This window comes from Chitinimonas prasina, from assembly GCF_030160395.1.
Taxonomy (GTDB): domain Bacteria; phylum Pseudomonadota; class Gammaproteobacteria; order Burkholderiales; family Chitinimonadaceae; genus Chitinimonas; species Chitinimonas prasina.
Genome location: NZ_BSOG01000002.1, coordinates 537,240 through 562,827 on the forward strand (window position 1 = coordinate 537,240; position 25,588 = coordinate 562,827).

A 25,588-nucleotide genomic window follows, 5' to 3' on the forward strand; every position below is an offset into this window, starting at 1 on the left:
TGCGAACTGGATATCGTCAGCCCAGCACGATACTTGAGGCGTAAATGCAGAAAATCTAATTTACCTCTCACTTCCCAATCAAAGCCAGACGGTTACAAAGCCCTTGCCGGCAGCGGCATGCAGCCGTGTTTAAGCCCGACAAGAACTTGCTTGTCGGTACGCTTAACGCTCTATGCGCATTGCATATGTAAGAATAAGTCATTGAGTTTTATTGGTATTTACCTGGCATGAGCAGCATCAGCATCCCCGTACTAGAGGCACTGAACGACGACCCGGACAACCAGGCGGCCTATGGCCCACGCACCTATCGGCTGGCACAGGCAGCACTGCGGCGGCGCAGGCATATCAACTACCAGCAGTTCAAAGAGATCAGCGGTATACGTTCCAGCTATATAGGCCGTGTGTTGTTCGAAGGCCTGGCCGGCGCAGGTGCCACCGTGCTGCCGCCAGAGCGCCTGGCGCATTTCATTACCTTGCTTGATAGCGAGTTGCTGGACGACAAGGAGGCCGCAGCGTTCCTGGCCTTGAGAGGCAGCACAGCAGAGTTGACCCAGCGCCAGTTCAGCAAGCTGCTGTTCAGCACGCTAAGCATGCTGGAACCCGAACGGCGGAAACTGGTGTGCCGACGACTGACCTATAGCTTCTACCAACCCGATACCGGCACCGTGGCCCAAGCTACACTGGATGCAAAGGATTTCAGCCAGCGCTTCCGTGCCCTACATACCCTGCCTAGACAATTGAACAGCAAGCAGGTGAACTGGCTGGGCAAGCTGCGCCGCCGCACCGAAGCCGGCACAGTGCAGCAATGGCTGGGTGCCCCGCAGCAGCGCCAGCTGTTGTTCTGGTCGGCCAGCTATTTGCTGCTATGCCTGATGGTCTTTTACTTGCAGGCACAAAGCTACCGCGCCGCCGGTGCTGACATTGCCATACAGCTGGCGCGCGGGGCAGCAGGGTGTGTCAATCTAGGCACAGCACTGATCTGCCTGCCCATGCTACGCAGCCTGACCACCACCCTGCACCGGCGCCTACCGCATATCCTGATGCCCTATGGCGCCCTGCGCAGCCTGCACAAGCTGGTAGGTGTTTCGCTGGTTGTCTTCAGTTTGATCCATATTGCAGGGCAACTGGCCCATCAGGCAGCGCTGGGCAATTCCATGTCCGCCTTTCTTTGGCAGACCGCGCTGGGCATCACGGGCGTCATCCTGCTGGTGGTCATCGCCATCATGGCCGGCCTGGGTAGGCAGCGCTTCTATCGCAAGCCAGGCCGTTACGCCTGGTTCAAATTCAGCCACAAGCTGTATTGGGTCTGGTTCGGCCTTATGCTGTGGCATAGCCCGCAGTTCTGGCTTTGGTTTCTGCTGCCCGGCCTGCTATTCGTCATCAATCTTCTATTCCAGGCAAGGCGCAAGTCTAAGCTCTCGTGCGTAGTCGCCATGGAAGCAGCCGCCGAACAGATCACCATCCTGGAACTGCAACGCCCTAGCGGCTTTCAGTTTCGTGCCGGCGATTATGTCTATCTGCGCCTGCCCGAGATCGACCGCCAGCAGTGGCATCCCTTTACCCTGTCCTCTGCTCCAGGCCAGGACAAGCTGACCCTGCACATCCGCAATGCCGGCTTGTGGACTGGACAGCTACATGCTCTGGCACGCCAGACGGGTGGCGCCAACCTGCCCATGCCTGCAGAGCTGGATGGCCCCTATTCCGCCCCCAGCGCCATCGTCATGCGTCACGATGTCACCATACTGGTAGCAGGCGGCATAGGCATCACACCGTTTGCATCACTGCTGCGCCATATCACCCTGCAGTCGCAAGCAGGCTTGCGGCCGGTGAAGCAGCATGTCTATGTCTACTGGATATGCCGTACGCCCGACGCCATAGCCTGGATCAGGCCATTGCTGGATGAATTGGCAGACAGCCCCGCTGCCAGCTGGGTCAGCATCAAGCTGTTCTGCAGCGCCGTACAGCGGGACCTGGGCGATCTGGCCTTGCAGCTGGCCAGCGAGCACTATCACCTGCGGCATGGGCGCGACGCACTGACGGATTGCCGATATCCGCTCCACTGGGGCCGTCCTGATTGGGATCAAGAGCTGGATGGCATACTGCTGGCCCATCCCAGCCACCCACCAAGGATGTTCTTTTGCGGTCCCACGCCCTTTGCCACCGAACTCAAGGCAAAGTGCCTGCCACGGCGCATTCCGTTCTCGCAGGAGATATTCTGAGCAGTTAGCAGCTAAGTGCCGCTGCGCTGGGTCTGTCCCATGTGCTCATAAAAGAACAAGGCGCCATAGGCGCCTTGTTCTACTTGCTGAGTGCTGATTGCATACCGCTGGCGCGATTTCAGGCAGCAGCCCCGCTACCCAGCTCCTTGGCCAGGTACAACCAGGTTTCCACCACGGTATCGGGGTTGAGCGATACCGTTTCGATACCCTGCTCCACCAGCCACTTGGCGAAATCGGGGTGATCGGATGGGCCCTGACCACAGATACCAATGTACTTGCCCTTGGCACGGCAGGCCTTGATGGCCATCGACAGCATGGCCTTCACTGCATCGTTACGCTCGTCGAACAGGCTGGCAATGGGGCCGCCAGAATCTCGATCCAGCGCCAGGGTCAGCTGCGTCATATCGTTGGAACCGATAGAGAAGCCATCGAAGTATTCCAGGAACTGATCCGCCAGGATGGCATTGGAAGGAATCTCGCACATCATGATCAGGCGCAGGCCATCGCGACCGCGTTCCAGGCCGTTTTCCTTCAGCAACTCCACCACCTTGCTGGCTTCATCCAGGGTACGGACAAAGGGAATCATCACCTCGACATTGGTCAGACCCATTTCATTGCGCACCTTCTTCAAGGCACGGGTCTCCAGTTCGAAGCAGTCGCGGAAGGATTCGCTGATGTAGCGCGACGCCCCGCGGAAGCCAATCATGGGGTTTTCTTCGTGAGGCTCGTAGTTCTGCCCACCGATCAGGTTCGAATACTCGTTCGACTTGAAGTCGGACATGCGAACAATGACCTTCTTCGGGTAGAAGGCGGCCGCCAGGGTAGCAATACCCTCAACCAGCTTCTCCACGTAGAAATCCACTGCGCTGGCGTAACCGCCAATGCGCTCATCCACCTGCTGCTTCAGATCCCATGGCAGATTGGGGTAAGCCAGCAGCGCCTTGGGATGGATGCCTATCATTCGGTTGATGATGAATTCCAGGCGTGCCAGACCAACACCTTCATTGGGCAGGTGGCTGAAATCGAATGCCAGCTCTGGGTTGCCAACGTTCATCATCAGCTTGACCGGGCTATTGGGCATGGAGTCCAGCTTGAGGTCGATGATCTCGATGGCCAGCTGACCATCATAGATATTGCCGGTATCACCCTCAGCACAAGAAACCGTCACATACTGGCCATCGCTCAAGGAGCGGGTCGCATCGCCGCAGCCCACCACGGCTGGGATGCCAAGTTCACGAGCAATGATGGCAGCGTGGCAGGTACGGCCGCCACGATTGGTCACGATAGCCGAAGCACGCTTCATTACCGGCTCCCAGTCGGGGTCGGTCATATCGGTCACCAGCACATCGCCCGGCTTGACCGAGTCCATCTCGCTGGCGTCCTTGATCAGGCGTACCACGCCCTGGCCTATCTTCTGGCCGATGGCACGACCGGAGGCCAATACGGCAGACTTGCTGTTCAACCGATAACGGCGCAGCGTATCCACACGAGCTTCCTGCGACTTCACCGTTTCAGGACGGGCCTGCAGGATGTACAGCTTGCCATCCACACCATCGCGTCCCCATTCGATATCCATCGGACGCTGGTAGTGCTTTTCGATGATCAGCGCGTAGCGCGACAGCTCCTCGACTTCGGCATCAGTGATGGAGAAATGATTGCGGTCGACATCGGATACATCCACCGTGCGTACCGACTTACCGGCAGCCGCCTCGGTGGTGAATTCCATCTTGATCTGCTTGGAGCCACGGTTGCGGCGCAATATGGCCGGCTTGCCAGCAGCCACATTGGGCTTGTAGACGTAGAACTCGTCAGGATTGACCGCCCCCTGCACCACCGTCTCGCCCAGGCCATAGCTGGATGTAACAAACACCACATCGTCAAAGCCCGACTCGGTGTCGATGGTGAACATCACACCGGCAGCCCCCTTGTCCGAGCGCACCATGCGCTGGATACCGGCAGACAAGGCTACATCGGCATGTGCAAAGCCCTTGTGGACGCGGTAGGAAATGGCGCGATCGTTATACAGGGAGGCAAACACCTCCTTGATGGCGTGCAGCACATTGTCGATACCGACGATATTGAGGAAGGTCTCCTGCTGACCGGCAAACGAGGCGTCAGGCAGATCTTCAGCCGTTGCACTGGAGCGCACTGCCACCGAAATGGTCGCTCCGGAATCGGCCTCCATCTTGGCAAAGGCGGTACGGATATCGGCATCCAGTGCTGGCGGGAAGGGTTGATCCACCACCCACTGGCGTATCTGCTTGCCCACACGCAGCAGCTCGGAAACATTGTCCACATCCAGCGCCGTCAGGGCTGCATCGATGCGGGCAGAGAGGCCGTCATAAGCCAGGAAAATTCGGTAGGCCTCAGCCGTAGTGGCAAAACCGCCGGGGACGCGCACGCCCGAAGCGGCCAACTGGCTGATCATTTCGCCAAGCGAGGCGTTCTTGCCGCCCACGCGCTCGACGTCGGTCATGCGCAGTTCGTCAAACCAGATGACGTTGTTCTCTGCCATTTGCTTGTTTCCTTGCAGGGGATTTGGGGAATCTGAGGCGGTAATTCTAACTTGTTTAGCGGCATCGGCGCAGCCACACAAGCGATGTCGCAGCGACCTTATTTTGCGCAATGCAACACAACACGGTCAGGCTTGTATCACAAAAATGTAGTCGCACACCCGGCATTACAGGCTATACACCGAAAAAAGGCCGTTTTCCCTGATGTTGCAGCCTCGCAACCCCTCGCAGCCCTGGCCTGCGCTGTGGCAACATGGCTGCATCAGCCAGCTTCTGCACACCAGTGTAGCCTGCCATCCTTACGTGATACCGAAACCGGATACCCAAGCCATGTCAGCCCACCGCACCGTCTTCTTCGTCTCCGACCGCACCGGCATCACCGCCGAAATGCTGGGCCACAGCCTGATTACCCAGTTCGAGGGGATAGAATTCAAGCGCGTCACCCTGCCCTTTGTCGATACCCACGAAAAAGCCGAACTGGTAGCGGAGCGCATACGCCAGACCGGCATCAATGACGGCGCCAGGCCGCTGGTGTTCTCCACCTTTGTGAAGAACGATATCCGCGACATCATCCATATCCCGGAAGCCCATGTGGTGGACTTCTTCGAGGCCTTTATCGAGCCGCTGGAAGCGGAGCTGGGCAAGGAATCCTCGCACACCGTGGGCAAGAGCCACAGCATAGAGAACTTCCACGAATACAATGCCCGCATCGAGGCCGTGAACTATGCGCTGGCGCACGACGATGGTATCAAACCGTCTGACCTGGATAGCGCCGACATCGTACTGGTGGGTGTTTCACGCTCAGGCAAGACGCCAACCTGTCTCTATCTGGCGCTGCAATATGGCATCAAGGCCGCCAACTATCCGCTGACCCCGGACGACTTCGGCCAGCCTGGTCTGCCCAAGGCCCTGCTGCCCAGCAAGCACAAGCTGTTCGGCCTGACCATCGTGCCGGAACGCCTGTCGCAGATACGCGCCGAGCGCAAGCCGGACAGCCGCTATGCGTCCATCGACAACTGCCGTTACGAGGTTGCCGAAGCAGAAGCCATCTATCGTGCCGCCGGCATTCCTCATCTCAACACCACCAGCAAGTCGATCGAGGAACTGGCTTCCACCATCGTGCACAAATTCAACTTGGCGCGACGGGTGTACTGATCAATTACGCTTGCCTGCGCGCCAGATCGACCAGATCAGCCAGATACTGTTCAGGAAGGCAATCAGGAAGCCAATGAAGCCAAATGCCGGCAGACCGAAGATACGTGGCCCTGCCGGTACGGTCATGACGATGCTTGATCCTATGATCAGGCAACCGGTGACGATGCCCAATGTCAGCCGATTGGCGGCACGGTCTATCTGCGCGCCAAACTGATCCAACCGCTTGAGATCAAGATCTATCTTGAGTTTGCCGCGCCGGGCAGCCTTGACGAGTCGTGAGAGATCACGCGGTATGCCGCCCGCCAGCGTCAGCATTTCCCACAGGTTGCGCCGCCCTTTCTTGACCAGCGCCCTGGGAGAATAGCGATTGAGCAGCACCTGGCGGACAAAGGGCGTCAGGTGGGGCACCATCTGGAATTCCGGGTCCAGTTGTCGTCCCAGGCCCTCCAGCGTGATCAGCGCTTTGAACAGCAAGGTCAGATCAGCCGGCAGGGTAATGGCGTGCTCACGCATGATGGCGATCACGTCATTGAGCAGCTGGCCGAAGCGGATGTCCTTCAGCGCCAGGTTCTCGTAGTTGAACATGAACTCGGCCAGATCCGCCGCCAGCTTCTCCTCATCCACCGCGATATCGGCGGTCCAGTCGAGTAGCACATTCAGTATCCCACGCTCGTCCCTGGCGGCCAGCGCAGCCAGCAGGTCGACAATTTCATCACGCCGGGGTGCGGGCAGGCGGCCTATCATGCCGAAGTCGATGAAGGCGATACGATTGTCCGGGAGATAGATCACATTGCCAGGATGAGGATCGGCGTGGAAGTAGCCGTCGATCAAAACCATCTTGAGCACGGCGTCCGCCCCGCGCTGCGCCAGCAGCTTGCGATCCAGCCCCGCAGCCTCCAGCAGGCTCAGCTCGTTGCCCGGTACGCCGCCGACATAGGCTTGTACGTTGACGATCTCGTTGGTGTAGTCCCAGAAAATCTCAGGGATAACGATATGCTTGTCGCTGGCGAAATTTTCGGCGAAGCGACGGTGGTGGTGGGCTTCCTGCGCCAGATCCAGCTCTCGCCGCAGCGACTTGGCGAACTGCTCCACAATGCGTACGGGCTGATACTGCCTGGCATCGGGGAATTCAAACTCCACCAGGCTGGCCAGGTGATGGAGCACGCGCAGATCGGCCTCTATCTTGGCCACGATATGCGGACGGCGCACCTTCAGGATGACTTCGCGGCCATCCGGCAGCCTGGCGCGGTGAACCTGGGCGATGGAAGCCGAGCCTATGGGCGTCTCGTCCAGTTCGACAAACATCTCGCGTGGCGGCACACCCCATACCCGTTCCAGCTCCGCCTCCAGTTCGGCAAACGGGGTGGCCGGGACATTCGACTGCAGTTGCTCGAACTCGGCGATCCAGTCAGGCGGAAACACATCCACCCGTGTCGCCATGACCTGCCCCAACTTGATGAAGGTCGGCCCCAGCTCCTCCAATGCACGGCGTGCGCGCACAGGCGCATCCTGCTCGTTACGCATCTCTTCTTCGGGCAGATCAAGCGATTCGCCGGCCCGCTCGAATGTACGTTGTACATTGAGACGGCGAACCAAATCGCCAAAACCGTGTCTGGCCAACACGCCGATGATTTCACGTATGCGCGGCAGGTCGCGCATCAGGCTGATAGTTTCGCGTAGCATGGCTGGATTGTTAGAGCCTGTTCAATGTCTTTTCGTCGTGTCGCTGATCTGGAAAATGGCCAGGCACAAGGCGTGGTGCGCAGGCAATAACAAGTTATTGCCAAGCGCCACAACGCAGTGAACGGCCGTTTTCCAGATCAGCCCTGCGGGTTCGCAGCCTTGCCGGCGAATGGCCGATTTGCAAGCCGCTGACGGTACCCGTACCGCTGCGCGGCTTGCGCCTTGCCCTTTATCCGGCAAGGTTGCAAACGACACGGCGAAAAGACATTGAACAGGCTCTAAGGCCTGTCCGCAACTATTTCGCGCTCGCCTTGTACAGGTTGCAGAATTCCCTAGGGCTGGACGCCCGCCGCTGGAATTCGGCATCATGGCGCGCTTTACCGATAACCCTTTACCAAGAGTGCCGGCATGACGTTCAAGTTCCGACACCTGCTGCTATTGCCGCTGGCCTGCCTGGCGCTAGCCTCGCCCAGGGAATACACAGCCGACAAACCCGAAGATGAAGTCCAGACTGCGAGCGAAGCCGAAGATGGCAACCGCTTTGCCCAGGACATCATGTTGCAAGCCTTGGGGTTGATTGGCGTGACCTACCGCTGGGGCGGTAATACGCCCGAAAGCGGGCTCGATTGCAGTGGTTTCATCAAGTATGTATTCCAGCAGGCAATGAATATTGCCTTACCTCACAACGCCTTTGCCATCAGCCGCCTGGGCAATGATGTGGAAAAGGAAGAACTCAAGCCAGGCGACCTGGTGTTCTTCAATACCCTGGGCCGCAAGTTCTCCCATGTCGGCATCTATCTGGGTGATGATCGCTTTATCCACTCGCCATCCTCCGGCAGCAAGGTGCAGGTGGTGAGACTGACCGACGCCTACTGGGCCAAGCGCTATAACGGCGCGCGGCGCGTAACCCAGGAAAGCGTGGCCGAGCGTAGCCCGCAGTTGCAAAAGCTGATGAGCGAAGGCAGCGAAGTCAAACCCAGCAAGAAGAAGTCCAAAAAACCGGTCAAGAAAGGCAAGAAGAAAAGCAGCAAGAAGAAACGTCGATAGACATGCTGGCGCTTCTTGCCCGGCTGCCGGCTAACTGCATCAGTCAGCTGCAGCCGTCCTCCCCCGTTTGAATGATGTTGCCCCGTCTGGCCTGCACTAAGCTGGCTAGGCGTGTACCCTAGCTTGAGCCTGTTCAACAAACAGGTGCTGAGGGACATATACAACAAGCAAACAGGAGGAGGAAGCATGCAAACCGGTTCCCCATCGGGCGACAACCATATCGTCAAGGCCGCCATCTATCCCGCCATCGGCATTGCCCGGATCGGCAATAGCCAAGAAGCCTATTACATCGGCCCAGAGGTGTCCGAGCCGGCACCGCAGGCGCCCGGCTTCTACCGTGATGCCAGCGGCGCTATCAAGCGCGAGGCGGCCCGGTTCCGTGTTTATGGCTTTAATGCGGCTGGCGAAGTGGTGGCTGAACTGAATGCAGACAATGCCGAAGTACAGTGGGCCGCCACCCTGGCCAATACCAAGGCAGCCTGGTATCAGTTCCAGATAGCGCTGGATATTCCCGAGGCCGCTACTGCGCCCCCCTCCTTTTTGCGTAATATGGCCGTGGCAGACCGTGCCACGCTGAGCATTACCCCCGGCCAGCGCAAGATCGTTGGACGCGACCAGCATGGCGCCGCTTACGCCTTCGACAGCGGCAAGTTCATGGGCACACCGGTTTACCTCGGCGAGTTGAGGACTGACCCGCAAGGCCGCTTGCTGGTACTGGGCGGGCACGGCAAGTCGGCCTCCTGGAATGGGGCACGTGCCATCACCTTCGCCAACAACGAGGGCTGGCACGATGATGTGGCGGACGGCCCGGTCACCGCCAGTGTGAGTTACCAGGGACGCGACATCCCCGTTGACCCAGCCTGGGTGGTGGTGGCGCCACCCAACTATGCCCCACAGCAGAAGTCGGTTCGGACCATGTGGGACCTGATGCGCGACCTGTTCGTCGCCAAAGGCAGCCTCAAGGCACCGGTACAGCCTTCGTTCCAGCAGGATATCCGCCCCATCTTCGAGCGCCTGTCGCGCCTGCAGTGGGTCAACGCCGGCTTTGCCGCTGCTTTTGGCTGGGGTGGCAGCACACCGTTCAGCGATCAGGGCTGGATGCGCAAGCTGGCCGATCCCAGCGCCAATCTGAAGGAATGGCGCCTGACCCTGTTCAACGAGTTCCGCCAGTTCAAGCGTGATGCCTGGGCACCCACACCCTGGCCCTGGCTGTATGGCGATGCCATGAGCGTTCCTCCGGCCGAAACACCCCGCCAAAATGCTGCCCTCAGCGATTTGCAACTCACGCATCTGCGCCTTTGGGCCGCTGGCGAGTTCATTGCCGACTACGATCCGAGCGCCGTGCCACCACAGCGCATCGAGGACGTCCCATTGGCCCAGCAGCCGGACATGCTGATTCAGGCTGCCATGGAATTCTGCCTGGCTGACGCCTTTCACCCTGGCTGCGAAATGACCTGGCCCATGCGCCAGAGCAGCATGTATATGTCGCCCTTCCGGCTGGCGCACCGGCCACCTGGCTGGATAGAGCCCGATTACGGCGCAGTGCTGACTCCTGACAATATCTCCGGGCCCTGTGGCGCACAGATAGCAGGTGGCGTGAGCCGCTGGATGGCTGTCCCGTGGCAGACCGACACTGCCAGCTGCCGCTCCGGCTACCAGAAGAGCTATGACCCTTACCTGCCCACCTTCTGGCCGGCCAGGGTACCCAATCAGGTCATGAGCCAGCAGGCCTACCATATCGTGATGGATGAAAGCCAGCCGCTGGATGAGCGGATGAGTGCCTTCGCCCGCCGCGCGGCCTGGATACGGCCCTTGGGCAATATCAGCTACGAGGACCAGATCAATAACATGATCGCCGATATCGCCCAGATGGGCATCGTCGAGGTACGTGAAGGACCACGCGATGGCGCGGGCTTTCCACACACCCTGGAAGTGGAGCAACTACCACCGCACATCGTTGCCGAGAGGCTACTGATGTCTGCCCCACCGGCAGAGACATTCGAGGACGTGGACCTGAGCGAGGTGGAGAAGGTACAGCGTATGGCCAGCCGACATCGCAATTGAGCATGCAGCAGTTCGAGGTACTGATACAAGGAGCAGGCCCGGCCGGTGCCTGCGCCGCGCTCAATCTGGCGCCCCATCACAGGGTATTGCTGCTGGACCGTCAGGTGCAGCCGCTGCGCCGTATCGGCGAGTCGTTGCCCCCAGCCGCCCGGCGGCTATTGGGCGATATGGGTCTGTGGGAGGATTTCCTCCTGCAGGGCCATACCCCCTGCCATGGCAATCGATCTGTCTGGGGAGGGACGGCCGCCGAGCAGGATTTTCTACGCGACCTGGACGGGCACGGTTGGCACCTGGACCGAGCACGGTTTGAGCGTTGGTTAAGACAGCATGCAATACGGCGTGGTGCAGTGCTGCTAGCGCCAGCGCATACCGACACTGCCATACGTGTGGCCGATGGCTGGCAACTGACTTTGCAAGGCCCCCATGGCCCCTGCCATGCACATGCCCGCATCGTGATCGACGCAGGCGGTCGTGCGGCTACCCTGGCCCGCAAGCTGGGCGCCATCCGCCAACAGCAAGATAGGCTGGTCTGCGGCTGGGTACATGGCCACGATGAACATGCACCTGCCGATGGCCTATCACGCATAGAAGCTTGCGAGGATGGATGGTGGTACAGCGCCGCCCTCCCTCATCGCCAGCGGGTACTGGCTTTTCATACCGATGCCGACCTACCCGCTGCCCGCCAGATGCGAACGCCCGGCTGGCTGGCGGCTGCTGCGGCAAGGCTGCCCGAGTTGGGTGCCTTGCTATGCAGCAGCGGCTTTGTGGCGGACACCACGCCAGCGCTCACGGCTGCTCACTCTGCGCTCACTATGCCAGCGGCGGGCCGGGGCTGGTTTGCAGTGGGTGACGCGGCGCTCAGCTTCGATCCATTGTCGTCGCAAGGCTTGTTCAACGCACTCTATACCGGCCTGGCCGCAGCTGAGGCCTGCGACCGCAGCCTGGCTGGCGATATCACCGCCTGCCAAGGCTATGCGACTGAAGTAGCACGCATCATGCAGGCTTATCAGCAGCACCTGGCCTACTGGTATGGCGCAGAACAGCGCTGGACAGGCTCGCCTTTCTGGCAGCGCCGGCATCGCCTGGCTGCGTTGCAATATGAGGTAACTGCACCTGCCTGAGCCGCAATTGGATAATGCGAAAAGCCGATTCCTTCTCGCGAAGGATCGGCTTTTACAGGGTGCCTACGGCATACGGTGTCACTGCCCACCTTAAACAGGCTCTTACAGCCGTACCCGTCCGTATTGCCGACGACTACTCGGTGTAGAAAGCCAGCGGGCCGGTGCTGGTAATGCCGATATTGAAATGCTGGCCCTGGGTTGTACCCTCGCCTGCCAGCTCGGTATTGCGGACTATCTCATGCAGTAGCTCAAGCTCCTTGAACTCCTCCACTATCTCGCCATCGCCATTGAGCAACACCTCAATACGCTCTCGATCGGGATGAGAGCCCACCACCTGGATACGGCTTCCTTCAGGCCACCATTGCAGATGCACCGGGGGAGGAACCGGAACCGACTGCTTGTCGAACATTTCGGCAATCAGCTTGCCGTAAGCGGCCAGATTGGCGGCTGCCTTGCTGCGTATGGCTTCCAGCTGGACGCCAGCCTGATCAGTCGCAATGCCAAAGATGCGGGCCAGACCTTCATCCAGCCGGTTGTCCTTCAACGCTACCATTCGATTGCTTCTCCCAAATATAAAATTATCAATGTCAGCAGAGCCCCGCTATCGGCCGTCGTGCCGCCAGCAAGGCCCAGCGAATAGGGTGTGGCGTTGCCGTTAGCTACGCCATGGAGTGGCTTGGGCCGCTAACAACACCCTTTCTGTGTTGTTGCGCTAGCTTGCCGTAACCACATACTGCCTGCTGCGCACGCCTAGCTGGAACCGCTTCACCAAGCCCGGCTAGCAGTACTAAACCTGAGTTCCACAGAGTTATAGACGTCGTGCAAGACGCTAATGATTGATTTTTTCAATCCGCCCGTGCTTGCCGTATCAATTCATACAGCATGTCATGGGCAGCCCTTGGACTAAGCTCATCCGGGTCGATAGCGGCAAGTTGAGTGACCAGCGGGTGTGGTTCTGGTTCCGCCTCCAGTGCCACTGGCATGGAAAACAGGTCACCCTGGCCACCATGGCTGACGCGCTGGTTTTCCAGCTCGGTCAGATAGCGCTTCGCTTGCCTGATGGTCTCGCGCGGAACACCCGCCAGCTGGGCGACTTGCAAGCCGTAGCTCTGGCTCGCTGGCCCTTCTTCCACACTGTGCAGGAAAACAATCTTGTCCTTATGCTCCACCGCGTCCAGGTGCACATTCGCCACCTGCTGGTAATCAAGCGCCAAGCGGGTCAGCTCGAAATAGTGGGTGGCAAACAGCGTGTAGCTGCGATTCTTTTCTATCAACGCACGGGCAATAGCCCAGGCCAGCGCAAGACCATCGAAAGTCGATGTTCCTCGACCCACTTCATCCATCAGCACCAGCGCATGGTCACCGGCATTGTTCAGGATGTTCGCCGTCTCAGTCATCTCCACCATAAAGGTGGAACGCCCGCCGGCCAGGTCATCGCTTGCGCCTATGCGGGTAAAGATGCGATCCAGCCTGCCTATGGTGGCTGATTTGGCAGGCACGAAGCTACCGATGTGGGCCATCAGCACAATCAGGGCAGCCTGCCGCATATAGGTCGACTTACCGCCCATATTGGGGCCAGTAATCAGCAGCAGCTTGCGGCTGGCATCAAAGCGCAAATCGTTGGCGATGAAGGCATCACCCGTGGTGTCGCGCAACTGCTGCTCCACCACCGGATGACGGCCAGCTTCGATTTGCAGTACGGTTTCTTCGCGGAACGATGGCGCCACCCAATCAAATAGCATGGCCCGCTCTGCCAGCGAAGCCAGCACATCCAGACCTGCCACGGCCTGCGCCAGGAGCTGCAGTGATGGCACAAAAGGCGCCATGGCATCCAGCAAGCCTTCGTACAGCGCTTTCTCCAGTGCCAGGGAACGCTCCTGCGCCGACAGTGCCTTGTCCTCGAAAGTTTTCAGTTCCGGCGTGATGTAGCGTTCGGCGTTCTTCAGGGTCTGGCGGCGGCGATAGTCGTCCGGAATCTTGTCGCCATGGGCATTGGTGACCTCTATGTAGAAGCCATGTACCCGGTTGTACTCCACCTTGAGGTTGGGAATACCGGTACGTTCCCGCTCGCGCGTCTCCAGCGCCAGCAGGAAATCGCCATGATTGGTCTGCAGGGCACGCAATTCGTCCAGTTCAGCATGAAAACCCGCGCGTATCACGCCACCATCGCGTATCACGACAGAGGGTTCATCCATCACCGCGCGACGCAGCAGGTCGACCGCCTCTGAAGGCGCGCGCAACTGCCGGCCCAGTTCTTCCAGCAAGGGGTCGGCCGGTAACAGCGGCATTAGCGCGGGCAAGGCCAGCAAGCTATCACGCAGGCTGGAAAAATCGCGCGGCCGGGCCGAGCGCAACGCCACCCGGGCCGATATCCGTTCGATATCGTGTATGCCCGCAAGGCGCTCGCGCAGGTCAGTCAGCAGGTGCGATTGACTCAAGGCGCCTACCGCATCGCGGCGCCGGGCAACCTTGGCCTGATTGCGCAAGGGGTGGTGCAGCCAATGCCGCAGCAGGCGGCTACCCATGGAGGTGGCGCACACATCCAGCAAGGAGTACAGGGTAGGCGCGGGCTCGCCGCGGATGGTCTCAGTCAGCTCCAGATTGCGCCGGGTCGCCGCATCCAGCGCCAGATACTGGCCTAACTGATCCAGCACCAGCCCGGTTACATGGGGCAAGGCACCGCACTGGGTCTGGCGGGCATATTCCAGCAACGCCCCCGCGCTCCCCACAGCCACGCCGGGCTCGTCTATGCCATAGCCGCTCAAATCCTGGGTCTGGAATTGCCGCGCCAGATTGCGCGCGGCGGTCTCGACATCAAACTGCCAGTTGGCGATGCGTTTTACCGCGTAACCCGCTGCTGCCGGAAACTCCAGGTGCAGGTCATCTGGCAGCAGCACCTCTGCCGGCTTGAGCCGCTCCAGTTCACTGGGCAAGGCATCGACGGCCGATTCCATCAGGCGGAACTCGCCCGAAGCCAACGATAACCAAGCCAGGCCCAGGCGCCCCTTGATGGCATTCACCGCCAGCAACAGGTTGTCGCGCTTGTCGTCCAGCAAGGCCGCATCCGTCAGGGTGCCCGGCGTGACGATACGTACCACCCTGCGTTCTACCGGCCCCTTGCTGGTAGCCGGGTCACCGAACTGCTCGCAAATCGCGACCGACTCACCCAGCTTCACCAGCCTGGCCAGGTATTGCTCCGCCGCATGGTAGGGTATGCCCGCCATCTTGATGGGTATCCCGGCCGTCTGCCCCCGCGACGTCAGCGTGATGTCCAGCAGGCGTGCGGCCTTGACCGCGTCGTCAAAGAACAGCTCGTAGAAATCGCCCATGCGGTAGAACATCAGCTTGTCCGGGTGCTGAGCCTTCAGCGCCAGGTACTGTTGCATCATGGGAGTGTGGGCAGGCGTATTCGACATGGACAGAGCAATTCAGAATGGCAAAGCCCGGCCAAGATTGGCCGGGCTTGCGATTATAGAGGCGAGACGACGGTTTGGTGCTAACTCTGGCCCTATCCTGGCAGTTTCGCTGGCCGCTGGCGGATAAAGACAAGGTTGCCTTTATCGATGGATCATAAAAAACGCCACCGTGATGCGGTGGCGTTTTTCGGCAAGCGTCGTGATCAGGCTTGCAGTGTCTGGAGCAACTGGGCGAACACCTTGGGGGTGCCGGCCACCACATTGCCACTTTCCATGAATCCTGCCTCTCCGCTCAGATCGGTGATCAAGCCACCGGCTTCCAGCACCAGCAGGCTACCTGCAGCGATATCCCAGGGCGACAAGCCCAGCTCCCAGAAGGCATCGTAGCGGCCGCAGGCGATATAGGCCAGGTCCAGCGCTGCAGCGCCAGGACGGCGCACGCCGGCCGACTTCTGCACCACGTCGCGGAACTGCTGCATGTAAGCATCGAGCTTGGAGAAATCCGAGTAAGGGAAGCCGGTGCAAATCAGTGAATCGGCCATTTCGCGGGTCTTGGATACCCGGATACGGCGATCATTCAGGAAAGCCCCAGCGCCACGGGTGGCCGTAAACAGGTCGTTACGGTTGGGATCGTAAATCACGGCCTGGCTGATCTGGCCACGATGCTCCAGCGCGATGGAGATGCAGTATTGCGGCACGCCGTGCAGGAAGTTGGTGGTGCCATCCAGCGGATCGATGATCCAGGTGTACTCGTTCTCGCCATGTGCGCCGCTCTCTTCCGCTAGAATGGCGTGCTTGGGATACGCTTCCAGCAAGGTCTCGACGATGGCCTTCTCGGCGGCACGATCCACCTCGGTCACGAAGCTGTTGTGCTCTTTGCGCTCTACGCGCAGCACGTCGAGGTTGTTGGAAGCGCGCTGTACTACGGAAGCGGCGCGGCGTGCGGCCTTGATGGCCGTGTTGAGCATCGGGTGCATGGCAATTCCTTGGGCAACGGTAATAGACTTCCCACCGAGGAACAATAGACCACGCGGCCAACAGGCGTTGGCAACAGGCACACGATGCGGCAGGAAGCAAAGATCAAATATAAACGGCGCCGATCAGAATCGACGCCGCTTTCATTCGTAATTCTACGCGAAGTCAGACAATGAATAAACCGGAAATCTCTCACCTGGATCGCGTACGCGTCGTGCTCTCGCACACCAGCTTGCCCCGCAATATCGGCAGCGTCGCCCGCGCCATGAAAACCATGGGCCTGAGCCGCCTTTACCTGGTCAATCCCAAACGCTTCCCCGATGACGAAGCGGTCACACTGGCCTCGCGGGCCGACGACATTCTTGACCGTGCCGTCGTCTGCAGCAGCCTGGAGGAGGCCCTGGCCGGCTGCACCCAGACCGTGGCGACTTGCCCACGGGTGCATGAATTGAGTGTCCCCCGGCATACGCCACGGCAAATTGCGTCAGTCGTACTGGAACGCGCCGCCATGGGCGAAGAAGTCGCCTTGGTGTTCGGCACCGAGATGTCGGGCCTCAGCAACGATGAAGTGCGCATGTGCAACCGCCTGGTCACCATTCCCACCAACCCGGATTATTCCTCGCTCAACCTGGCACAGGCAGTACAGATACTGGCGTACGAGCTACGCTGTGCAGTAGACGACGATATCAGCCATCTGGAAGAAAAACCTGAGCTGGCCAGCCACGATGATATCGAGCGCTTTTACACCCATCTGGAACAGACCCTGGTGGCGATATCCTTCCTCAACCCGGACAATCCCAAGCGCCTGATGCCTCGGCTGCGCCGCATGTTTGGCCGGATACAGCTGGAGAAGCTGGAGGTAGACATCTGGCGCGGCATCTTGAACGCTGCAACCAAGCACAAGGGCGAGTAAGCGCCACAACCCAAGCCTTTTCGGCTAGGCTGGCGGCACCTAAGGTAAGGCCGCCGGCACGACCAACAGGCCAGCGCGCAAGCCGTTCTTGACCTTGCGATTAGGGAATACGATCCGTGCGCCCTGCTCTTCCACCACAAAGCGATAGTCGCCATCCTCGGCCAACACATAACCCGGTGCCAACTCGGTGAAGTTCTCCACGGCATCCTCAAGGTGCAGCGCAAAGGCATCGCTGTGCTTGACGACTTCGCGCGCCACCTTGAACAAGGCCGGTTGGCCATCAGCGCCGAAGTGATCCAGCCGCTGGCCTTGAATCAGGCGCCTCAGCTCGGCTTCCAACCTATCCAGGTTGACGCAGGCGTTTTGCCCGAAGGGCCTAGCCTTGCCCAGTTCCAGAGTAAAGCCGTGGGCGCCGCAGTGGCGACGGGTGTAGTAGCTGAAGGTCGGCGAGGCGGCCGATTGCAGCAATACGGCTTCAATGCCGCAGGCACCCAGGCGGGCAATCTCGGTGGCATCAAAGGCCTGTTCGTGCGGATACGGATAGATGGCGAACTTCTCTATCCTGGAGCCACGGATGGCCGTATGCAGATCGTAATGCAGCTTCCAGCGATCTGCTGATCCCGCAAAGAAATCGCGGCAAACCCCTTCAAGCTCGCGCGCCCTGCAAGCAGCCGGCCCCTGCCCGGTCACACTGGAAGGCTTGCCAAACAGTCGGTTCAGGTCGTCGTCGAGATAGCGCTCATTGCGCCGCATGGCCTCAGGGTTGCCAAAGGCAAACAACAGCCGTGCCTGTGCCCGCAATTGGCCATCCAGCAAGGCTTGCAGCAATTTGGCCATCAATTCGACGGGCGCTGTCTCGTTCCCGTGTATGCCACTGGAGATCAATACATCAAACGCCGGGGCGGCGGGCTCTATCGCCAGCAGGCCCTCGCCCAGCAGACTCAGCCTGGTGCCCTGGGCCAGGCTGGCCGGCAATTGCGGTAAGCGGCCAGCAAGCAAATCGGCAAGGTAGTCCATCAGCCGGCCTCTAGCCCAGTTGGAAGGGATAGACCGAACCCAGTTGCAGTATCTGGGTCAGCTCATCCAACGCAGTGCGGCATTCCAGCAGCAATTGCGGGTCCGCTAGGTCCTCGGCCCCCAGGCGATCGCGATAGTGTTTGTCCACCCAGTGATTGAGCGTGGTAAACAATGTGTCGTTCATCAGGACGGCTGGGTTGACCGCAGCCAGCTCCCTGTCGCTCATGGCTACGCGCAAGCGCAGACAGGCCGGGCCGCCGCCATTCTGCATGGACTGCTTGAGATCGAACACCCGCACTTCGTCTATCGGGCCGCCGCTTTGGGTCAGTTTGCTGAGGTAATGCCAGACCCGCTCGATATTGCGCGATTCCTCTGGTACCACAATGATAAGCTTGCCATCGGCCTTGCTCAGCAACTGGCTGTTGAAGAGGTAGGATTTGACAGCCTCCTCCACAGAGACTTCCGACTCCGGTACTTCTATGCCTATGAACTGACCGCCCACTGCGGCCAACTTACGGCTCAACTCGTCCAGCACGGCAGCTTGATCCAGAAATGACTTCTCATGGTGGAACAGCACATTGCCATTGCCCACCGAGATGACGTCATTGTGGAACACACCCTTGTCTATGGTCTCGGGATCCTGCTGGGCATACACCACCTGTTCCGGCTTGAGGCCATGCAGACGGGCAATGGCCTGGCTGGCCTCCAGTGTCTGGCGCGCGGGAAAGCGCGCCGGCTTGGGATAGCGGCTGTCGAATGCAGCCTGACCAAAGACAAAGAACTCCACGCCGGGCTTATCGTACTCGGCACAAAAACGGGTGTGGTTGGCCGCGCCCTCGTCGCCAAAATGCATTTGTGCTGGCAAGGCTGAGTGATGGGCAAAATGCCGCTCATCGCGGAACATGGCCTGCAGGATGCGCCCCGTCGTCGGGTGCTCAATGGCCCGGTGAAACTTGTTGTTCAGATTGGCCGGGGTGAAATGCACCCGTCCATCGGCCGTATCGGCGCTGGGCGATACCGTCGCTGCATTGGCTGTCCACATGGTGGACGCCGACGAGCAGGCTGCCAGAATGGCTGGCGCCTCCTTGGCGGCACGGGCTATCACCTCCGCATCGCTGCCGCCAAAACCCAGCAAACGCAGCGTAGCTACGCTGGGCCGCTCGTGCGGCGCCAGCACGCCTTGCTTGAAACCGGCGTCATGCAGGGCTTTCATCTTGGCCAGGCCCTGCTTGGCCGCCACCTTGGGATTGGCAGTAACGTTCTGGTTGCCGGTGGAGGCCACGTTGCCGTAAGAGAGGCCGGCGTAGTTGTGGGTAGGGCCGACCAGGCCATCAAAGTTCGCTTCAAATGCGCTCATTGCTCTGTCCTTGTGTTCATTCAGGCTGCAACAACCATGTCGGTCTGTGCCGTCGCCCAACCACCAGGGTGGCGTTGCATCCATTCCTCGCGCAGCACGCCGTATGCCATGCCATCGTAATACTGCCCATCCACCACGCGGGCACGCCGGAATCGTGCCTCTTCCACAAACCCCGCCTTGGTCGCCAGCCGCATCATGCCCTCATTACCCGACCAGGTTCGCAAGTCCAGCCTTGCCAGCACCGGCATGGCTTCAAACAGATAGCTGCACCAACCTTGCAAGGCAATTTGGCCCAGGCCTTGGCCCCAGTGCGTCGGGTCGTACAGAACCAAGCCCACGCTCAGCCAGTGCGTCTCTTCGCTTTGCCAATAACGGCTTACCTCACCGATAAACTGGTCATCGGCATCGGCTATCACCATGCGCTCCCTCACCCGTGGCCATTCACTCATGGCTATCCGCTGCACCAGCCTGGCCTCACTGGCAGCCAACGCAGCCGCATCCGGTAGCGGGTAGTACGGCCCATCCAGCCGTTTCCAGGCATGTCCTGGCTGCATCCAGCCGCGCCAGAGCGGTACATCCTGCTGGTGCCAGTCGCGCAGGCTCAAGCCCCTAGTCATGGCAATTCGCATGGTTTACATACTCAAGCCAACAGGCAGACTGGCAGGGAGCGCCAGCTCTGGCGTTTCCAACCCCGCCACCGGATAGCTGCAATAGTCGGCCGCATAGTAGGCACTGGCCCGGTGATTGCCGCTTGCACCCACCCCACCGAACGGCGCTGCGCTGGAAGCCCCTGTCAGCTGCTTGTTCCAGTTAACGATGCCGGCACGGCTCTCTTGCCAGAACTGCTCGTACAAGGCCTTGTTGTCGGACAGCAGTCCAGCTGCCAAGCCATAGCGGGTAGCGTTGGCCAGGGCAATAGCCTCTTCAAAGTGCTGGTAGCGCTGTACCTTGAGCAAGGGGCCGAAATGCTCTTCATCGCTCAGGTCGCTCACCTCGGACACATCGATGATGCCGGCAGACAGCAAGGCCGTGCCGGCTTCAAGCCGGCGCATAGGCAGCAAGGCCTTGGCGCCGCGTGCAAACAGGGCCTCCTGCGCCTGTAGCAGATGATCGGCCGCCGCCAGCGAGATCACCGCCCCCATAAAGGGCGCCTCGGCATCATCCCAGCGGCCGACCTTGAGCCTGGCCGCCACATCCACCAATCGTGCCAGGAAGGCATCGCCCTCGGCAGTGCGTGGCACGATCAAGCGGCGGGCGCAGGTACAGCGCTGCCCGGCTGAGATAAAGGCCGACTGTATGGTCTGGAAGACGGCGGCATCGATATTGCCGACCTGCGCCACAATCAGCGGGTTATTGCCGCCCATCTCCAATGCCAGGATCTTGTCGGGTTGACCGGCAAACTGCTTGTGCAGGTAGTGGCCAGTATTGCTGGAGCCGGTGAAGAACAGGCCATCGATGCCCGCGTGGCCAGCCAGTGCCACGCCGGTATCCTTGGCGCCCTGCAGCAATTGCAGCACCCCAGCCGGCAAGCCAGCCTTTTCCCACAAGGCGACTGTCTGCTGCGCCACCATGGGGGCCAGCTCCGATGGTTTGAACAGCACAGCATTGCCCGCCAGCAAGGCCGGCACAATATGGCCATTGGGCAGGTGACCAGGGAAGTTATACGGACCGAACACGGCCACCACCCCGTGCGGCCTATGCCGCAGCACCGCCTGGGCATCGCCCATGGTGCTTTCCTTCTCGCCTGTACGTTCGTGGTAGCTCTTCACCGAAATATCGACCTTGCCTATCATGGTCTGCACTTCGGTCAACGCCTCCCAGCGCGGCTTACCGGTTTCGAGACCAATGGCGTCCGCCAGCGCCGCCTTGTTTTCATTCAGCAGCTCGGCAAACCGCCGCACAATCGCTTCACGCTGGGCAAAACCCAGCTGGCGCCAGCGGGGAAAGGCAGCGCGTGCCGATTTGACGGCAACGTCCACCTGCTCGGCCGTAGCGGCCTGACCCTGCCACACGGTTGCTTGGCTGACAGGGTTCTTCGATGTCAGTGCCTGCCCCTCGCCGCCCACCCAATGGCCATCAATGAATTGCTGCGTCATGGTGCTTATCCTGTTCTCTATCTTTGGTCATGGCCTCAAGCCATTTCGTCATCCGGCGCTCCATACCTATCCTGCCCTGGTAGCGCGGGCCATCATCCACCCATCCGGCCCGCTCATAAGCGGCAATCCCAGCCGGGTTATGCTCGTCGACACTCAGTACCAACCTGGCCGTCTCGGGCCAGACAGCGAGCACGCATGCCGACAAGGCAAGCAGTGCTTGTCGGCCCAGCCCCTTCCCCTGCGCACAGATGTCCATTCTCAAGCCAGTAATTGCCACCGCATCAGCGGGTACCCAAGGTGCTGCCATGGCGCCGCGCCGTACTAGGCAGAAGCCAACTACCCTGCCCTCAGACAGGAAGGCCACACCGCGCAGCAGCTCAGGGTCGGTCTCCTGGCATAGGGCTATCGCCTTCTCCACAGCGCCGCAAAACTCGACCTGCGCCTCGCTGATACGCAGTTCGGCCACGGCTTGGCGCTGCGCTTGGCTCAGGTACTCCCACCGGCAAAGCGACATCGTATTCATCCGTCGGCTCACAGCTTGGCGGACAAGGGCACAGCGCGTACGCTCGCCCCAGGCTCTATACCCAGGCGCGCGATTACCTCGCGGGTCAACGGCAGGCCCGCTGGCGTGGGCTCGGTCTGCGCCAGACACACCCGGAAGTCGCCCAGTTGCCGGTTGGATATCAACCAGTTGCGGCCACGGGTCTCGTCTTCCGGCTTGGCCGTCAGTATCTGGCTATCGCGCACGGCGCGGATATCGCCCAGGGCGGACTCGATAGTCGGGCCGGCATCAAAGATGTCCACATAACCGTTATAGCGGAAGCCCTCGCCTTCCAGCATGGCCAGGGCTGGCCGGGTATTGTCGTGCACCATGCCGATGACGGCACGTGCCTCCTCGCTCAGAAAAGCGGTATAGACCGGGTGCTGCGGCATCAGCTCGGCGATAAAGGATTTCTGGCCTATGCCGGTCAGGTAATCCGCTTCCGAGAAATCCATCTTGAAGAAATGCCGCCCCAGGCTCTCCCAGAACGGTGAACGCCCGCCCTCATCCGATACCCCCCGCATCTCCGCAATCACGCGCGGATTGAACCGCTCGGGGAACTCGGCCATAAACAGAAAACGGCTCTTCGACAGCAGGCTGCCGTTGTTGTCGCGTCGGTATTCCGACTGCAGAAACAAGGAACACAGCTCAGCCGCACCCGTCAGGTCATTGGTTAGAAACAGGGTATCGAGCTTGCGATACACGCCGATCTCGCGCGAGCTATGCACCGACAGGCCGACACGATAGTTGTACCAAGGCTCGTTGCCTCCCACCGCGCCTTCAATACCGCAGATCCCCGCCACATGGCCTTGCGCCGTATCGTCTTCCAGCACGAACACGAAGCTGGACTCCGCCGGATCCGGCTCGCCAGCGATGGCCTGCAATGAGCTGTCTATGCGACGGGTAAGTCGCTCTTCATTGACCGGCAGTGTCGTCACCCCAACCCCGGTGCTGCGGGCCAGCTGCATCAGTGCCGCGAGGTCTTCGCGGCGTATGGAACGTACCAGCATAGTCTGAATCCTCACAGCGGCGCGATGCGCACCGTCTCTCCATCTTGCAGTGCCAGGGCCGTCATCACGGCCAAAGGCAGCTTGATTTCGTCACCCGCCAGTTCAGCCTCGGCAACCGTGGCGCGGAAATCCTCCAGGCGGGTGGTGGCCACAAGGAAGGGCGTACTGCCACCGGCACCGGCCCTGGCCTGCGCCAGTCGACTCTGCACCACCGTGCGTATGCTGGACGTGCGGGCATGCAGCGTCGGGCCACCGTCAAAAATATCGATATAGTTCTCGGTCTCGAAGCCTTCGCGCAGCAGTACATCAAAAGGCACTTCCGAGTCCGTGCTGACCTGCCCCATGGCAGTCTGTGCCTCGTCACTGAGCAAAGGCACATAGATGGGATGCTGCGGCATCAGCTCGGCAATGAATTTGCGTCCCTTCACGCCACAGTAGAACTCGGCATCCTGGTAGCCGATACCAAAGAACACCTGGCCTACCGAATCCCAGAATGGGCTGGTGCCATCGGGCCGGTTCACCCCCAGCATCTCCGAGACCACGCCCTCGGCAAACCGCGCCGGCCATTGCGCCAGGAACAGCAAGCGACCCCGTGAGAGCAGATCGCTCCAGCGGCTGAAGTCCAGCTCATCGCGGCAGTAAAAGCCCGTCAGTAGCGTATTGCCTGTCAGGTCATGGCATAGCGACAGTGCGTGTATCTTGTTGTGGATACCGAGGCCGGGCGAAGCGTGGATCAGGGTCTCGTTCCGATAGCTGTAGAACGGCTCGCTGAAACCAGCCGATGCCACCAGGCCGGAGACCCCGACCAAGGCCTTGCTGTCGGTATCTTCCAGTACGAAGAGATAGCTCTCTTCACCATGGAAACCCACGTCAGCCGCCATGGAATCAATGGATGCCTGGATACGACGATAGAGTGCATCACGATTGGCGGGCAGCGATGTCACCCCTACCGGGCTTTCCTGGGCAAGCAGCTCAACACCGGGCAAATCGGCCAATCGGCTGGAACGAAGCACTAGCACCCTACGGTCTCCTCATCTGGAACTGCCAACAAACCCCGTATCGCGGCTCTGGCCTGGTGTGCGCAACAGTGCTGCACCATGGCTAGAGTGACAACGCTGGAACGGTTTAGTCAGCCGCCCCTGGTCGAAAGCGGCTCCCCACAAGCACCACCTGAGCCTTGCGAGTGCGGGCCGCTCCTTGTCGTTATGATGCGCTTAGCGCCCTGCAACCTCGTTTACCGCCTGCTCAAAACGGTCAAGGCCCTCGTCGATATCGGCGTCGGCGATCACCAGGCTGGGGGCAAAGCGCACCACATCCGGCCCAGCCTGCAGCACCATCACACCGGCCTTGGCGGCTGCCGTCATGAAATCCTTGGCGCGGCCCTTGTAGGGTTCTGCCAGAACCGCGCCAATCAGCAAGCCCATGCCACGCACCTGCTGGAAGGCCCCGGTCTTGTCGCCCATGGCCGTCAGGCGGCTGACAAAGCGCTCATGCTTGGCGCGGATACCGGCCAGCACTTCCGGGGTGTTGACCACATCAATCACCGCCTCTGCCACAGCACAGGCCAGCGGATTGCCACCGTAAGTGGAACCATGGGTGCCCACGGCAAAATGCTGGGCTACCGCCTCGGTGGTGAGCATCGCACCGATAGGGAAACCGCCACCGAGGGATTTGGCCGAAGTCAGGATATCGGGCGTGACACCGTACTCCATATAGGCATAGAGCGAGCCGCTCCGGCCCACACCAGTCTGCACTTCGTCGAAGACCAGCAGCGCCTTGTGCTGATCGCACAGCTCGCGCACGCCCTTGAGATAGTCGGCGGTCGCCGGCAGGACCCCGCCCTCGCCCTGTACGGGCTCGATCACCACCGCAGCGGTCTTGTCAGAGATGGCGGCCTTGAGGGCTGCCAGATCGTTGTAGGGTATGTGGGTCACGCCCTGGGGACGCGGGCCAAAGCCATCTGAGTACTTGGGTTGGCCACCCACGGTTACGGTAAAGAAGGTCCGACCATGGAAGGAATTGGTGGTCGAAATGATCTCGTGCTTGTCGGCACCAGCCGTATCGATCGCCCACTTGCGCGCCAGCTTGAACGCGGCCTCGTTGGCTTCAGCTCCGGAATTGCAGAAGAACACCCGGTCGGCAAAGGTCGCGTTCACCAGCTTGCGGGCCAGACGCAATGCCGGCTCGTTGGTCAGGGTATTGGAGACATGCCAGAGCTTTTGGGCCTGCTCAGTCAGCGCCTTCACCAATGCCGGGTGAGCATGGCCCAGTGCATTCACGGCGATGCCGCCAGCAAAGTCCACATACTCACGCCCCTGCTGATCCCACAGGCGAGCCCCTTCGCCGCGCACGGGTATGTAATCGGCAGGTGCGTAGTTAGGCACCATGAACTGGTCGAAATCGGCACGGCTAACGGTTTGGCTCACGGGAGCATCCTTTCAGGCTTTTGCGGATATGGGAG

Annotated in this window: 19 protein-coding genes; 6 read left to right on the forward strand and 13 right to left on the reverse strand. The window is 60.3% G+C overall.

Annotation, left to right across the window (positions count from 1 at the left end):
* The first annotated feature begins 227 nt into the window (after positions 1-227).
* On the forward strand, positions 228-2,219 hold the full coding sequence (locus QQK16_RS09535) for an NADPH oxidase family protein (RefSeq protein WP_284196223.1): 1,992 nt from the start codon (positions 228-230) through the stop codon (positions 2,217-2,219).
* Between the two features lie 118 nt (positions 2,220-2,337).
* Here QQK16_RS09535 and ppsA read toward each other — a convergent pair whose 3' ends face one another.
* Positions 2,338-4,734, reverse strand: coding sequence for a phosphoenolpyruvate synthase (gene ppsA, locus QQK16_RS09540; RefSeq protein ID WP_284196224.1), 2,397 nt, complete (start codon positions 4,732-4,734; stop codon positions 2,338-2,340).
* A gap of 328 nt (positions 4,735-5,062) precedes the next feature.
* On the opposite strand from ppsA, the gene ppsR reads away from it, so the two are divergent.
* Positions 5,063-5,887, forward strand: a complete 825-nt coding sequence (gene ppsR / locus QQK16_RS09545; protein ID WP_284196225.1) for a posphoenolpyruvate synthetase regulatory kinase/phosphorylase PpsR — start codon at positions 5,063-5,065, stop codon at positions 5,885-5,887.
* Here ppsR and QQK16_RS09550 read toward each other — a convergent pair whose 3' ends face one another.
* The gene (locus QQK16_RS09550; RefSeq protein ID WP_284196226.1) at positions 5,888-7,570 is read right to left on the reverse strand and encodes an ABC1 kinase family protein; all 1,683 of its coding nucleotides are present in this window, start codon (positions 7,568-7,570) and stop codon (positions 5,888-5,890) included. It abuts the gene before it with no gap.
* Positions 7,571-7,978: 408 nt separating this feature from the next.
* Here QQK16_RS09550 and QQK16_RS09555 point away from each other — a divergent pair, with 408 nt between their 5' ends.
* The 3 genes from QQK16_RS09555 (at position 7,979) to QQK16_RS09565 (ending at position 11,802) form a co-directional block, all read left to right on the forward strand.
* Positions 7,979-8,617 carry a C40 family peptidase gene (locus QQK16_RS09555; RefSeq protein ID WP_284196227.1) on the forward strand — a complete coding sequence of 213 codons (639 nt, stop codon included), beginning with the start codon at positions 7,979-7,981 and terminating at the stop codon, positions 8,615-8,617.
* A gap of 186 nt (positions 8,618-8,803) precedes the next feature.
* On the forward strand, positions 8,804-10,681 hold the full coding sequence (locus QQK16_RS09560) for a LodA/GoxA family CTQ-dependent oxidase (RefSeq protein WP_284196228.1): 1,878 nt from the start codon (positions 8,804-8,806) through the stop codon (positions 10,679-10,681).
* 2 nt (positions 10,682-10,683) lie between these two features.
* The gene (locus QQK16_RS09565) at positions 10,684-11,802 is read left to right on the forward strand and encodes a tryptophan 7-halogenase (RefSeq protein WP_284196229.1); all 1,119 of its coding nucleotides are present in this window, start codon (positions 10,684-10,686) and stop codon (positions 11,800-11,802) included.
* A gap of 133 nt (positions 11,803-11,935) precedes the next feature.
* On the opposite strand, the gene QQK16_RS09570 is transcribed toward QQK16_RS09565, so the two are convergent.
* The 3 genes from QQK16_RS09570 to QQK16_RS09580 all read right to left on the reverse strand — a co-directional run bounded on the left by QQK16_RS09570 (position 11,936) and on the right by QQK16_RS09580 (position 16,195).
* On the reverse strand, positions 11,936-12,355 hold the full coding sequence (locus QQK16_RS09570; RefSeq protein ID WP_284196230.1) for a hypothetical protein: 420 nt from the start codon (positions 12,353-12,355) through the stop codon (positions 11,936-11,938).
* 292 nt (positions 12,356-12,647) lie between these two features.
* Positions 12,648-15,218, reverse strand: a complete 2,571-nt coding sequence (gene mutS / locus QQK16_RS09575; RefSeq protein ID WP_284196231.1) for a DNA mismatch repair protein MutS — start codon at positions 15,216-15,218, stop codon at positions 12,648-12,650.
* Between the two features lie 203 nt (positions 15,219-15,421).
* Positions 15,422-16,195, reverse strand: coding sequence for an inositol monophosphatase family protein (locus QQK16_RS09580; protein ID WP_284196232.1), 774 nt, complete (start codon positions 16,193-16,195; stop codon positions 15,422-15,424).
* 170 nt (positions 16,196-16,365) lie between these two features.
* On the opposite strand from QQK16_RS09580, the gene QQK16_RS09585 reads away from it, so the two are divergent.
* On the forward strand, positions 16,366-17,106 hold the full coding sequence (locus QQK16_RS09585; protein WP_284196233.1) for an RNA methyltransferase: 741 nt from the start codon (positions 16,366-16,368) through the stop codon (positions 17,104-17,106).
* 39 nt (positions 17,107-17,145) lie between these two features.
* Here the strand turns inward: QQK16_RS09585 and astE are convergent, their stop codons facing one another.
* The 8 genes from astE to QQK16_RS09625 all read right to left on the reverse strand — a co-directional run bounded on the left by astE (position 17,146) and on the right by QQK16_RS09625 (position 25,553).
* Complete coding sequence (astE, locus tag QQK16_RS09590; protein ID WP_284196234.1) at positions 17,146-18,123, reverse strand: succinylglutamate desuccinylase; 978 nt, start codon at positions 18,121-18,123, stop codon at positions 17,146-17,148.
* Positions 18,124-18,133: 10 nt separating this feature from the next.
* Complete coding sequence (astB, locus tag QQK16_RS09595; protein WP_284196235.1) at positions 18,134-19,480, reverse strand: N-succinylarginine dihydrolase; 1,347 nt, start codon at positions 19,478-19,480, stop codon at positions 18,134-18,136.
* 20 nt (positions 19,481-19,500) lie between these two features.
* Positions 19,501-20,097, reverse strand: a complete 597-nt coding sequence (locus QQK16_RS09600; protein WP_284196236.1) for a GNAT family N-acetyltransferase — start codon at positions 20,095-20,097, stop codon at positions 19,501-19,503.
* A gap of 15 nt (positions 20,098-20,112) precedes the next feature.
* Positions 20,113-21,576, reverse strand: a complete 1,464-nt coding sequence (astD, locus tag QQK16_RS09605) for a succinylglutamate-semialdehyde dehydrogenase (RefSeq protein WP_284196237.1) — start codon at positions 21,574-21,576, stop codon at positions 20,113-20,115.
* Positions 21,557-22,090 (reverse strand): GNAT family N-acetyltransferase, encoded by a 534-nt coding sequence (locus QQK16_RS09610; protein WP_284196238.1) that lies wholly within the window; start codon positions 22,088-22,090, stop codon positions 21,557-21,559. The genes astD and QQK16_RS09610 overlap by 20 nt, the downstream gene beginning before the upstream one ends.
* A gap of 17 nt (positions 22,091-22,107) precedes the next feature.
* Positions 22,108-23,127: an arginine N-succinyltransferase gene (astA, locus tag QQK16_RS09615; protein ID WP_284196239.1), complete on the reverse strand. Its 1,020-nt coding sequence runs from the start codon at positions 23,125-23,127 to the stop codon at positions 22,108-22,110.
* An 11-nt stretch (positions 23,128-23,138) separates the two neighbouring features.
* The gene (locus QQK16_RS09620; RefSeq protein ID WP_284196240.1) at positions 23,139-24,146 is read right to left on the reverse strand and encodes an arginine N-succinyltransferase; all 1,008 of its coding nucleotides are present in this window, start codon (positions 24,144-24,146) and stop codon (positions 23,139-23,141) included.
* A 195-nt stretch (positions 24,147-24,341) separates the two neighbouring features.
* Positions 24,342-25,553 carry an aspartate aminotransferase family protein gene (locus QQK16_RS09625; protein ID WP_284196241.1) on the reverse strand — a complete coding sequence of 404 codons (1,212 nt, stop codon included), beginning with the start codon at positions 25,551-25,553 and terminating at the stop codon, positions 24,342-24,344.
* Positions 25,554-25,588 lie beyond the last annotated feature (35 nt).

Coding starts and splice junctions, on each gene's coding strand:
- QQK16_RS09535 (WP_284196223.1), top strand. CDS start 228: ATGAGCAGCATCAGCATCCCCGTACTAGAGGCACTGAACGACGACCCG.
- ppsA (WP_284196224.1), bottom strand. CDS start 4,734: ATGGCAGAGAACAACGTCATCTGGTTTGACGAACTGCGCATGACCGAC.
- ppsR (WP_284196225.1), top strand. CDS start 5,063: ATGTCAGCCCACCGCACCGTCTTCTTCGTCTCCGACCGCACCGGCATC.
- QQK16_RS09550 (WP_284196226.1), bottom strand. CDS start 7,570: ATGCTACGCGAAACTATCAGCCTGATGCGCGACCTGCCGCGCATACGT.
- QQK16_RS09555 (WP_284196227.1), top strand. CDS start 7,979: ATGACGTTCAAGTTCCGACACCTGCTGCTATTGCCGCTGGCCTGCCTG.
- QQK16_RS09560 (WP_284196228.1), top strand. CDS start 8,804: ATGCAAACCGGTTCCCCATCGGGCGACAACCATATCGTCAAGGCCGCC.
- QQK16_RS09565 (WP_284196229.1), top strand. CDS start 10,684: ATGCAGCAGTTCGAGGTACTGATACAAGGAGCAGGCCCGGCCGGTGCC.
- QQK16_RS09570 (WP_284196230.1), bottom strand. CDS start 12,355: ATGGTAGCGTTGAAGGACAACCGGCTGGATGAAGGTCTGGCCCGCATC.
- mutS (WP_284196231.1), bottom strand. CDS start 15,218: ATGTCGAATACGCCTGCCCACACTCCCATGATGCAACAGTACCTGGCG.
- QQK16_RS09580 (WP_284196232.1), bottom strand. CDS start 16,195: ATGCACCCGATGCTCAACACGGCCATCAAGGCCGCACGCCGCGCCGCT.
- QQK16_RS09585 (WP_284196233.1), top strand. CDS start 16,366: ATGAATAAACCGGAAATCTCTCACCTGGATCGCGTACGCGTCGTGCTC.
- astE (WP_284196234.1), bottom strand. CDS start 18,123: ATGGACTACCTTGCCGATTTGCTTGCTGGCCGCTTACCGCAATTGCCG.
- astB (WP_284196235.1), bottom strand. CDS start 19,480: ATGAGCGCATTTGAAGCGAACTTTGATGGCCTGGTCGGCCCTACCCAC.
- QQK16_RS09600 (WP_284196236.1), bottom strand. CDS start 20,097: ATGACTAGGGGCTTGAGCCTGCGCGACTGGCACCAGCAGGATGTACCG.
- astD (WP_284196237.1), bottom strand. CDS start 21,576: ATGACGCAGCAATTCATTGATGGCCATTGGGTGGGCGGCGAGGGGCAG.
- QQK16_RS09610 (WP_284196238.1), bottom strand. CDS start 22,090: ATGTCGCTTTGCCGGTGGGAGTACCTGAGCCAAGCGCAGCGCCAAGCC.
- astA (WP_284196239.1), bottom strand. CDS start 23,127: ATGCTGGTACGTTCCATACGCCGCGAAGACCTCGCGGCACTGATGCAG.